Here is an 11297-nt window from a genome sequence, read left to right on the forward strand (position 1 = left end):
GTCGTTAGCTCAGTTGGTAGAGCAGTTGGCTTTTAACCAATTGGTCGTAGGTTCGAATCCCACACGACCCACCATTTTTGACCTGGTTTCATCGGGTTGGATCTTAGGGAGTGACGCCATTCGCGTCACCCGCTCTGGAAATACCTTAGGGTGTTTTCAATGTTTCACCGGGGTATAGCGCAGTCCGGTAGCGCGCCTGCTTTGGGAGCAGGATGTCAGGAGTTCGAATCCCCTTACCCCGACCATTTTCGCCCCAGCTGTATCCGGGTAGAAAATACCGCTGAAGCGCCACTTGCGCTGAAGCTACAAAAAAGCGTCCCTAGGGACGCTTTTTTCGTTTCTGGCATTTACTGAGCCTTGGGCGGGTTAGCCCAGTAAGCTTCGATCTGATTTTTCAGGTCATCGGGGATCGGTGCGAAGTCCAGCGAGCGTGCGTGTTCCTGCCCGCTCTCCAGCGTCCAGCGAAAAAAATCCTGAACGGTCTTCTGACGATCAACGTCCTTGGGCTGCTTGTACATCACGATGAACGTCGCGGCGGTAATCGGATAAGCGTTTTCCCCCGGCGCGTCGAGCATCGACAGGTCGAAATCCTTCGCGTTTTTCCAGTCTGCTGTGGCCGCTGCCGCCTGAAAGCTTTCGGTGCTCGGCGTCACGAACGTGCCGGCAGCGTTCTGCAGCAGCCCATAATTCAACTTCTGCTGTTTGACGTAGGCGTACTCGACGTAGCCGATCGAGTTTGGCACCTGCTTCACGTACGTCGCCACGCCTTCGCTGCCTTTGCTGCCCATGCCCACCGGCCACTTCACCGACGCGCCTGCGCCAAGCTGGTTCTTCCATTGCGGGCTGACCTTCGCCAGGTAACTGACCCAGTTGAACGTGGTGCCGGAATCATCCGAGCGATACACCACGCTGATTTTCGCGTCAGGCAATTTCACGCCCGGGTTCAGGGCGGCGAGGGCCGGATCATTCCATTTGCTGATTTTGCCCAGGTAGATGTCGGCCAGCACCGGGCCTGTGAATTTCAGCGTGCCCGGTTTGACTGAGGCGATGTTGATAACCGGGACGATGCCGCCGATCACCGACGGAAACTGCTGCAGTCCGAAGGATTGAAGGTCGGCCGAGCTCATCGGTCGGTCAGTCGCGCCGAAATCCACGGCGCCTTCCTTTATCAGGGCAATGCCCGCGCCAGAGCCGATGTACTGGTAATTGACCTTGACCTGAGTCTTCTGGTTGTAGTCGGTCGCCCATTTGTACAGCACCGGATAAATGAACGTGGAGCCGGCGCCGGTGACCTCGGACGCTGCACCTGCCGTGGCGGCCATGGATAGATTGAGCGCGATGCCGAGGCCTGTGGCCAGCATCAGTCGTGAGAGCTGCAACATGGATGGACTTCCTGTAATCGAGCGACATCGGGGTGAGATGCGTGATGGGATCACAGCAAACAGCACGTTTTTATGACAAGGCGTGACAGATTTTCTTCATCGGTAGGTTGATCAATCGCGGCGGCCGAGCCCGTTTTTTACACGTCGCTCCGGGTGCGGATTCATGAGGCCCGGTATAGACTTCAGGCAGTCTTTTCAGGATCGGCCGTTATATGAAGTCGCCAACTCCTCCACTCGAGCAACAGCGACTTGAAGCGCTGCATCTTCTCGAAGTTCTCGACACTCCCCCCGAGGTCGCCCTAGACCGGATCACTCGTCTGGTGGCGCAAGTGCTGAACGTGCCGATCGCTCTGATATCGCTGGTAGATCAGGACCGTCAGTGGTTCAAGTCCCGAGTAGGGCTTGAAGCGACAGAGTTGCCGCGGGAGCTCGCGTTCTGTACGCACGCCATCCTTGAGGCCACCGAGCTTGTGGTGCCCGATGCCGTCGAAGACGCGCGTTTCTGCGACAACCAACTGGTCACAGGCGATCCCCATATCCGTTTTTATGCTGGCGTACCCATACGCACCAGCCAGGGCTTTGCCGTGGGCACGCTTTGCGCCATTGACGCGCAGCCCAGAATCCTCACCCCAGACGAGCTGTCCATCCTCCACGACCTGGCCGAGATCGTCAGCCGGGAAATGCAGCTGCGGGAAAACCTGATGCTGACGCGGATTCAGAAGAATCGCTCCGAGGCCTTGTTTCAGGCCAGTGAGGCGGGCTATCGCTCGATGTTCGAGCTGGCGTCGGTAGGTATTGCGCTGGTCGCGCCGGACGGTGGCTGGATCAGCGTCAACGCCGCGCTGTGCGATGTCCTTGGGTACGCGCCCGATGAGCTCAAGCAGCTGACGTTTCAGGACATCACCCACCCCGACGATCTGGGCAATGATCTTGAGATGCTGCATCAACTGAGCGTCGGTGAAATCAACAGCTACCAGATGGAGAAGCGTTACCTGCGCAAAGACGGCAGAGCGGTTTGGGTCAATCTGAGCGTCACGAAAAAGCTGTCCGAAGCGGGAGAGCTGGAATATTTCATTTCGATCATCCAGAACATTCAGGCGCGCAAGGAGCTAGAGCAGGAGGCCCGACATGACGCCCTGACCGGTCTGCACAATCGCCGCGCGCTGGACTCGCTGTTGCCGATCGCTCAGGCGCGGGCGGATCGCTCCAGATTGCAAATGGCGCTGATGTTCATTGACCTGGATGGATTCAAAGTCATCAACGACAGTTACGGGCACGATGCCGGTGATGATCTGCTGCGCGCTATCGCCACACGTTTGCAGAGCTGCATCCGCAGGACCGACAGCCTGGTGCGGCTGGCCGGTGACGAATTCATCGTGATTCTCGAAGGCATCACGCCGGGCGTGGAAGAAGCGCGCGAAGTGGCTCAGAAACTCCTCGTCGCGATTGCACAGCCCCTCACGATCAAAGGCGATGTCATTTGCAGCAACGCCAGCATCGGCTTTTCCATGTACGAACCCGGCTCCGGCAAAGCCCCGGACGAACTCATGCGCGAGGCCGACCGCTGGATGTACAAGGCTAAGCATTTGGGCAAAGGGCGGGTGATGCCGTAACGGGCGCGCACTCTCGCGCCCGCCCGGTAAGCCGGGCGTGTGGAATGGGGGGAATGAGGCCCGCCGCATTGGCGCGGCGGACCTGCAGGACTCAGCCTTAGTGCAGCTTCATCCGTGGCTCGGTGCCGCGACCGATTCGGCTGCCCAGCATGAGCATCAGCGTGCGGAACATGCCGTACAGCGCCATCTGGTGCATGCGGTACAGCGAAACGTAGAACATTCGCGCCAGCCAGCCTTCGAGCATCACACTGCCGGTCAGGTTGCCCATCAGATTGCCGACCGCCGAAAACTTCGACAGCGAAATCAGCGAGCCATAGTCCTTGTAGCGATACTCGGGCAGCGTGCCGCCCTCGATGCGCAGCTTCAGCGACTTCACCAGCAACGATGCCTGTTGATGCGCCGCTTGCGCACGGGGCGGGACGTTGCGGTCAGTGCCTTTTTGCGGGCAGGCCGCGCAGTCACCAAAAGCGAAGATATTGTCGTCGCGGGAGGTCTGCAGCGTCGGACGCACTTGCAGCTGGTTGATGCGATTGGTCTCAAGGCCGGCGATGCCTTCCAGAAATGCCGGAGCGCGGATGCCCGCCGCCCAGACCTTCAGCGTTGCAGGAATCACCTGACCGGTCGCAGTCACCAGGCTGTCAGCCGTCACCTCGCTGACCGCCGAATTGGTCAGCACCGTGACGCCCAGTTTTTCCAGCGTCTTGTGCACCGGTCCGCCAATGCGTTCCGGCAATGCCGGCAAGACGCGCGGGCCGGCCTCGATCACCGTGATACGCAGATTTTCCGGCTTGATCTGGCCCAGCCCGTAGGCCGCCAGTTCGTGGGCCGCGTTGTGCAGTTCCGCAGCCAGCTCGACACCCGTGGCCCCGGCACCGACGATGGCGACGTTGATCTCTTCGGCCGCATCATTCTGGCTGGCGTGGGCACGCAGATAGCGATTGAGCAATTGCTGATGGAAGCGCTCGGCCTGCTTGCGGGTGTCAAGGAACAGGCAGTGTTCTGCCGCGCCTTTGGTGCCGAAATCATTGGTCGTACTGCCCACGGAAATCACCAGTGAGTCGTAATCCAGGCTGCGCGCCGGGACCAGCTCATTGCCGTTTTCGTCGAGGGTTTCGGCCAGGTGGATCTGCTTGTTCTCCCGATCCAGACCGGTCATGCGACCCATCTGGAACTGAAAGTGGTTCCACTTGGCTTGCGCCACGTAGTTCAGCTCGTCCTCATAGGAGTTGAGCGACCCGGCGGCCACCTCGTGCAGCAGCGGTTTCCAGATGTGGGTCAGGTTGGCGTCGACCAGCGTGACGCTGGCGGTGCCTTTCTTGCCCAGGGTTTTACCCAGACGGGTAGCCAGCTCCAGACCGCCAGCGCCTCCGCCGACAATCACAATACGATGGGTCATGGGGATATCTCATAAGGTTTAAGGAATTCTGTGTCAGCGCAATCCGCGCGAGCGCAAGGCAGCTCATAGCGTCAGATTGCTCTGTAAATGGCTCAAAAAGGGCCCGGTCCAAGCACCACCACAAGGAGCCGCCAACGCCAAAAAGGCCGGCGCTCGACTTGGGCGGGGGGCTCGAACGTACGCTTCGACACGCGCGGTGTCGGCAGGTTTCAGGCGGCTGATCATTTGAGGCTCTTTATCACTATTGACCCGGATCAGGAAACGGCGCTGTTGGCTGCGTTAAAGTCCTGGACGCTCGGTTCGATTGGCTCGATACACAAAACATCATCCAGACGCACGATGCCGCTTTGTATCACCCGCGCGGTGATTCCGCCATGGCCGCGAACGGCCTGGAAGATGCCGTGGCCGAGACGTTGCTCAAGGCGCGCGCAGGGTTGGCACCAGCCAGTGGTTTCGAAGATCGCCTGACCGATGCGGAAACGTCGGTTTTTCAGGCTGAACAGGTTGATGCCGCTGATCACGATGTTTCGTCGTAGATCCTGGGGCAACACCGGGTTGTCCTCGGCCCGGCCCATCAGCGAGCTGACCACGGCGAAATGCTCCCACTGGATCAGCGTCACCTGTCGGGCGTTGCGCGGGCCAGGGCGTGCGTGATCACCCGTCAGGCCTGCTTCGCGACGGGCTTCCACGGCGTCCAGCTCAACCATCTCGCCACGGGATTCCGGGCGCACGCCGATCCAGCGCACGCGTCCACGCTGGGGTACATCGGCGATCAATTCCTGCAACGGACTCATAAACTGATTCCCACATCAAAAACCACGCTGCGGCCCAAATTGGTCCGCAGGAAATCCGGGGCATCCGGATGGGCGAACAATACCCGGGCGAAGGTCGGCCCGACCAGCGAGAGTGATCGCCAGCCCTGGCGCAGATATTCGGTAGGCGGCGGAAAGTGGCTGTTCAGGTCGAGCACCTCGCGCTTGAGGCTGGCGAAGGCGATGATGTCGAGTTCGCCCAGATCCAGCCCGCGTTCTTTGTAGTTGTGAGCTTTTTTGCGCAGGGTTGGCGCCAGGCGCCGCAGCAATTCGGCGGCGGGGATGCGTTTGGGTTTGGCTTCCCGGCGCACCAGTTGGCTGAGGGAAAATGCACTGCGTCGACGTTGCAGTTCTTCGCGCCATTCATCGTTCAACCGACGGCCTTCGTCCAGAACGAAGAACACTTCAAAACACGCATCGCGAAACAGCACGTCCGGCGGCTCTTGCCCGGCAGGCAGGAAGTCGTCGGTGCGATGGGGAATGTTCAGGCCCTGCAGCAACCGTTCGCACACCCAACGCTCGCGCTCCCATTTGCGCGCATTGGACAGAAACGCATTGGCTTGCTCGGCCTGGCTCGTCAAAAGACGCAGATAATCGGAGTCATCCATGCCGCCAAGCTTAACGCTCTGGAGGGGAGAAGAAACACTGGGGCCGAGATAAAGTTGGCCGGGGAGGCGCTGATCCATTTAAGAAGCTGCCCGGCGCATGAGCGGGGTCTGGCAGGCTACAAATCCCGCTGTTTCCTGAACTGCCCCGGCGGCATGCCGTGGGCGTGGCGGAAGCGCCGCGAGAAGTAGGCCTCGTCGGCAAACCCACACAACCGCGCCACTTCCCCCACCGGTTTGCTGCCGTTGAGCAGCAGCGTGCGCGCCAGGTGCATGCGCCGCTCCAGCACCAGTTCGCTGAAGGTCTTGCCGACTTCCTTGCGCAGCCAGTGGGTCAGGTAGTTGGGCGACAGAAACGCGGCTGAAGCGGCTTTTTTCAGGCTCAGGTCCGGGTCGTCGAGGTTCTTGCGCACGTACTCCGACATCCGCGCCAATGCATCGCGGCGGCTGCGCTCGGCGGCGTTGTCATCGGCCAGCCGCTTGATCGGCTCGGCGTACAGCTGGCAGACCGTGCCGATCAGTTGCAGCAGGCACCCTTTGAGCACCTCCCGCGTGCCGAACTGCCGGTTCGCATCCAGCTCGCGCATCCGGCCCAGCAAATGCTCGATCTCGGCGAAGTCGTCGGCGTCCAGCGTGAAATCCAGATGCTCCTGAAAACGGAACGGCGACAGCTCCGGGGCGAGGGCGATGGCCACGTCTTCGAGGTCCAGCGGGTCGCATTGCAACTGGGGCAGCAGGAAGGTCTGGGCAAAGTTGATCAGCAGAAAATTGCCTTCCGGCGGATGCGGGATCAGATGCAATTTGTGCGGGAGGATGAACGCCAGCGTGTTGCGCGGGAAGGGCCGGACCACGCCGCCAATGTGCTGCACGGTGTCGCCGCCGAGGTTGATTTGAATCTGAAAATATTCGTGCCGATGGGGCGCGGTCTCCGGTTTGCCCTCGGTTTTGCCGCGGATGTAAAAGTCCGGCCGCTCACTGCGCTGCTGCATGCCGTAGGTGGGTACGCGATTGACGGAATCCATCGAGTGCTCCTCGTCGTGTATTTCTTATTGTCGGTCGTCGTATGACCAAATCCAAAAATTTCATCAGCGTGGTGGCGAGTCGATTTGTCCAAGAATGGTCTGACTGGTCTCCTTATACAGACCGCTCTAGCGCAGGCATTTTCGCCCCCTTTTGGTTGCTAATTGCTGTTTTAGCACGCGCGCTGTTTTTTGGACAATTCATTACGGGCACCTGTTGAAATCCAAAAACGTTCTAAGCATCGTCTTGTTTAAAACCGGTCGTACGATAACTTGGGGGTGCACGTCATCACTCGATACCAATAAAAACAATGAGGACTTCTCATGTCGAGCAACCCTGATATTCAGGCGATGGATGCTGTCGTGGCCGCACCAGTCACTGCCGCTCCCGCCCGACCTATGACCCACCGTCGCTGGTTCATGCTGTCGCTGTTGCTGATCGCCACGATCATCAACTACGTCGACCGCGTCAACATCTCCATCGCTGCGCCTTTCATGGCCAAAGACCTCGGTCTGGACAAGGTCGAGATGGGCCTGATCTTCTCCGCTTTCGCCTGGACCTACGCCTTCGCTCTGGTGCCCGCCGGCTTCATCGCCGACCGGTTCGGTTCGCGCTTCACCTACGGTGCCTCACTGATCTCATGGTCGGCGGTCACGGTGTGCCAAGGCATGGTCGGCGGTTTCGCTTCACTTTTCGGTTTGCGTCTGGCCATCGGCGCGATGGAAGCCCCGGCGTTCCCGGCCAACAGCCGCGCGGTCACGGTCTGGTTCCCGGCGCGGGAGCGGGGCATGGCCAGCAGCATCTATGTGTGCGGGCAGTATCTGGGCACGGCGCTGTTCACCGGTTTACTGCTGTGGCTCGCGACGACCTATGACTGGCGTCACGTCTTTTACAGCACTGGCATTATTGGCATCGTTTTCGGGATTGCCTGGCTGTACTTGTACCGCGATCCGATGAACTGCAAGAAGGTCAGCAAGGAAGAACTGGCCTACATCGAAGACGGCGGCGGCCTGGTCAAAAGCAGTCAGGAAAGAAACAAATTCAAGTGGGCGCAAATCGCCGAGCTGCTGAAATATCGCCAAGTCTGGGCCATCTGCCTGGGCAAGTTCGCCAGCACCTCGGCGCTGTACTTTTTCCTGACGTGGTTCCCGACCTATCTGATTGAAGAGCGGCATTTGACCATGGTCAAAGTCGGCATCTTCGCAGTGCTGCCGTTCATTGGCGCCACCGTCGGCGTACTGCTGGCCGGTTTCATCGCCGACTGGATGATCCGTCGCGGGTACTCGCTGTCCTTCTCTCGCAAGCTGCCACTGGTGGTGGGTTCGGCGCTGGGCATGTCGATCATGCTGGTCAACTTCACCGACTCCAATGAAGTCTGCATCGCGCTGCTCACAATCGCCTTTTTCGCACAGGGCATCGCGTCATCCTCCTGGGCGGCCGTGTCGGAGATCGCACCCAAAGAGCTGATCGGTCTGACCGGGGGCATCACCAGCCTGGCGGCCAATATCGGCGGCATCGTCACGCCCATTGTCATCGGGCAAATCCTGCACGTCACCGGCAACTTCGCCTGGGCGTTCTGGTTCATCGGCGGGGTGGCGTGTATCGGCACGCTGTCTTATTCACTGTTGCTCGGCCGCATTTATCGCATTGAGCTCAAGGCTCGGTAACCGCTCAAGAATGTGTGTGTGAACTTATGCCGTACTGGGCAGAGGCGTATGCAAATACGCCTTTTTTAATGCCGTCGATATTGAGTTTTTAGTCCAGCGCAAACACAGTTTTATCCAACTTTCCCGCCGTGTGATCCCGTAGTCTCAAATGCATCTGACGGGGTCGAGCATCTTTCGGTGATAAGGAATTCCATGAGCAACTTTGTATTTGAACCGCCCCGAGTCAGCAGTCTGCCGGTGCATGACAGTGACGGGCGATTCCCCATTGGCCGGGTGTTTTGCCTGGGCCGTAATTACCAATGGGGCGATGTAGCCAGTGCCGAGCGCGAGGTCCCGGCGTTCTTTATGAAGCCGGCGACATCGGTTGTGGACGCGGTGGGCGAGATCGCGTTTCCGACCCAGACCGAACAGTTTTGCCACGAGATCGAACTGGTCGTCGCCATCGGCAAGGACGGCTACGAGATCGACGCCGAACACGCGCTGGATCACGTCTGGGGATACGCCGCAGGCCTTGATTTGACCCGCCGCGATCTGCAAATGGCCGCCAAGGCGGTGGGCAATCCATGGGAGCCGGCGAAGGCGTTCGACGGCTCTGCGCCGATCACGCCCATTCGTCCGGCAGGCCGCGACGGTCACGGGCGACAAGGCGCCATCTGGCTGAGGGTCAACGGCGTTGAGCGTCAGCGTTCCGATCTCGATAGCCAGATCTGGTCGGTGAGCGAAGTCATCAGCCAGCTTTCCCATTCCGTCACGTTGCGCGCTGGCGATCTGATCATGACCGGCACGCCGCCCGGCGTTGCTGCGCTCAAACCGGGCGACGTGATCAACGGCGGCATCGACGGCATCGGCGAATTTGAAGTGAGAGTGGGCGAGCGCCGCTGAGCGACTCACCCAGAACCGCAGCATTTTGATGAGCAACAAGGAGAACAATAATGACTGATCAATCCGTTTCGAAAATTGCCCTGGTCACCGGCGCTGGCAGTGGCATCGGCCGCTCCGTCGCGTTAGGCCTGCTTGAAGACGGCTACAAAGTGGTGGTCACCGGGCGTCGTCTGGAACCACTCGAAGAGCTGGTAGCCCAAGCGCGGGAGCAGGGCGGTGAAGCGATGGCGGTGTCGTGCGATGTGCGTGATCCGGCCAGTGTCGATCATCTGTTCGCGACGATCGAGGAGGTGTATGGCCGCCTCGATCTGGTGTTCAACAACGCCGGCGTCAACGCTCCCGCCGTGCCGATGGACGAGCTGCCCATCGAGAAGTGGCTGAGCGTGATCGACACCAACGTGACGGGCGTTTTCCTGTGCAGCCGCGGCTCGTTCGGCCTGATGCGCAAACAGTCGCCCCAGGGTGGCCGGATCATTAACAACGGTTCGATCTCCGCCCATGTGCCACGCCCGTTCACCGGGCCGTACACCGCCAGCAAGCACGCCGTGCTGGGGCTGACCAAAAGCCTGGCTCTCGACGGTCGCGAATTCAATATCGCTTGCAGCCAGATCGACATCGGCAACGCGCTGACCGAGCTGTCGGTACGCATGACCAAAGGCGTGCGTCAGGCCAATGGTTCGACCGCCGTCGAGCCGATGATCGACGTCAAACACATCGCCGATGCCGTGCGTTACATCGCCGCGCTGCCGCTGTCGGCCAACGTGCTGAACATGACCGTCATGGCCACCAACATGCCCTTCGTGGGCCGTGGTTGATCCGTCCGAATTCGAGATGAGCGAGATACCGATGAAACCTGAAATCCTCCAGTTGAGCCCGATCCTGATCCCTGATATCAACGCGCGGCTAAACGAGCTTTATACCGTCCGCCCGTACTTCCAGCAGGCCGACAAGGCGGCTTATCTGCGCGAGCACGGCGCCAACATTCGCGGCGTGGTGACTGGCGGCCACACCGGCATTACCCGCGAAGTGATGGAGCAGTTGCCGAACGTGGAAGTCATCGCGGTCAACGGCGTCGGCACCGACGCGATTGATCTGGCCTACGCGCGGGACCGTGGCATTCGTGTCTCGGCCACCATCGGCGCGCTGACCGAGGACGTTGCCGACCTCGCCATCGGCTTGCTGATTTCGGCCTGTCGCGGGCTGTGCACAGGCGACCGTTATGTGCGCGCCGGCGCATGGGCCAAGACCGCGACGCCGCTGGTGCCGCTGCCACTGGCGCGTCAATTCAGCGGCATGCGCATCGGCATCGTCGGCATGGGCCGGGTAGGGCGGGCCGTCGCCACACGCGCTGCTGCGTTCGGCTGCCCCATCAGCTACACCGACCTAAGCGCCATGGGCGACGTGCCTTACACCTTCGTCGGCGATCTGGTCGAACTGGCCGCGCAAAGTGACGCGCTGATCGTTGCCGCAGCTGCGGACAAAGCCAAAGGCATTATCAACGCCAAAGTGCTGGAAGCGCTGGGCGCGCAGGGGTTTTTGATCAACGTGGCGCGGGGCAGCCTGGTCAATGAGCCGGACCTTGTTGCAGCGCTGGAAGCGGGATCAATTGCTGGCGCGGGGCTGGATGTGTTCGCTGACGAGCCCCATGTGCCGGATGCGTTGTTCGCTCTGGAAACCGTCGTCCTGCAGCCCCACCGCGCTAGCGCCACCGTCCAGACCCGCACGCGGATGGGTGAGATGGTGCTGGCGAGTCTGGCGGATGGCCTGGCGGGGAAAGTGCCGGTGGGGAGTGTGGTTTGAAGGACGTGATTGACTAAGCTGAAGCGCGTCCCTCGCGAAGCCGGTATTCCAGCTGCCATAGATGCAGCAGATGTTCCTGCCTCTTCGCGAGCAAGCTCGCTCCCACATGATGTGCGTCAT

General features: G+C 60.3%; 10 protein-coding genes and 1 tRNA gene. 6 read left to right on the forward strand and 5 right to left on the reverse strand.

Annotation, left to right across the window (positions count from 1 at the left end; genetic code table 11):
* Nucleotides 1-168 precede the first annotated feature (168 nt).
* Nucleotides 169-245, forward strand: a tRNA-Pro gene (locus AC07RO_RS20245).
* A gap of 102 nt (nucleotides 246-347) precedes the next feature.
* On the opposite strand, the gene pstS is transcribed toward AC07RO_RS20245, so the two are convergent.
* Nucleotides 348-1361, reverse strand: a complete 1014-nt coding sequence (gene pstS / locus AC07RO_RS20250; RefSeq protein WP_495086976.1) for a phosphate ABC transporter substrate-binding protein PstS — start codon at nucleotides 1359-1361, stop codon at nucleotides 348-350.
* Between the two features lie 233 nt (nucleotides 1362-1594).
* Between pstS and AC07RO_RS20255 the strand changes: the two genes are divergently transcribed.
* A complete protein-coding gene (locus AC07RO_RS20255) occupies nucleotides 1595-2995 on the forward strand; it encodes a diguanylate cyclase domain-containing protein (protein ID WP_346626752.1) in 1401 nt (466 codons plus the stop codon).
* A 97-nt stretch (nucleotides 2996-3092) separates the two neighbouring features.
* On the opposite strand, the gene AC07RO_RS20260 is transcribed toward AC07RO_RS20255, so the two are convergent.
* The 4 genes from AC07RO_RS20260 to AC07RO_RS20275 form a co-directional block, all read right to left on the reverse strand.
* Nucleotides 3093-4391, reverse strand: a complete 1299-nt coding sequence (locus AC07RO_RS20260; protein ID WP_192173374.1) for an NAD(P)/FAD-dependent oxidoreductase — start codon at nucleotides 4389-4391, stop codon at nucleotides 3093-3095.
* Nucleotides 4392-4645: 254 nt separating this feature from the next.
* Complete coding sequence (locus AC07RO_RS20265; protein ID WP_192173373.1) at nucleotides 4646-5185, reverse strand: MOSC domain-containing protein; 540 nt, start codon at nucleotides 5183-5185, stop codon at nucleotides 4646-4648.
* Nucleotides 5182-5811 carry a DUF1780 domain-containing protein gene (locus tag AC07RO_RS20270; RefSeq protein ID WP_074888345.1) on the reverse strand — a complete coding sequence of 210 codons (630 nt, stop codon included), beginning with the start codon at nucleotides 5809-5811 and terminating at the stop codon, nucleotides 5182-5184. Before AC07RO_RS20270 ends, AC07RO_RS20265 begins: the two co-directional genes overlap by 4 nt.
* A 116-nt stretch (nucleotides 5812-5927) precedes the next feature.
* Nucleotides 5928-6830, reverse strand: a complete 903-nt coding sequence (locus AC07RO_RS20275; protein ID WP_192173372.1) for a helix-turn-helix transcriptional regulator — start codon at nucleotides 6828-6830, stop codon at nucleotides 5928-5930.
* 348 nt (nucleotides 6831-7178) lie between these two features.
* Between AC07RO_RS20275 and AC07RO_RS20280 the strand changes: the two genes are divergently transcribed.
* The 4 genes from AC07RO_RS20280 (at nucleotide 7179) to AC07RO_RS20295 (ending at nucleotide 11177) form a co-directional block, all read left to right on the forward strand.
* Nucleotides 7179-8495: an MFS transporter gene (locus tag AC07RO_RS20280; RefSeq protein WP_244655970.1), complete on the forward strand. Its 1317-nt coding sequence runs from the start codon at nucleotides 7179-7181 to the stop codon at nucleotides 8493-8495.
* Nucleotides 8496-8687: 192 nt separating this feature from the next.
* Nucleotides 8688-9377 (forward strand): fumarylacetoacetate hydrolase family protein, encoded by a 690-nt coding sequence (locus tag AC07RO_RS20285; RefSeq protein ID WP_346626750.1) that lies wholly within the window; start codon nucleotides 8688-8690, stop codon nucleotides 9375-9377.
* Nucleotides 9378-9427: 50 nt separating this feature from the next.
* Nucleotides 9428-10192, forward strand: a complete 765-nt coding sequence (locus AC07RO_RS20290; RefSeq protein WP_346626749.1) for an SDR family oxidoreductase — start codon at nucleotides 9428-9430, stop codon at nucleotides 10190-10192.
* Nucleotides 10193-10223: 31 nt separating this feature from the next.
* Nucleotides 10224-11177, forward strand: coding sequence for a 2-hydroxyacid dehydrogenase (locus tag AC07RO_RS20295; RefSeq protein WP_346626748.1), 954 nt, complete (start codon nucleotides 10224-10226; stop codon nucleotides 11175-11177).
* Nucleotides 11178-11297: the final 120 nt, after the last annotated feature.

The sequence above is a fragment of the Pseudomonas sp. GW821-FHT07F05 genome, from assembly GCF_059418765.1.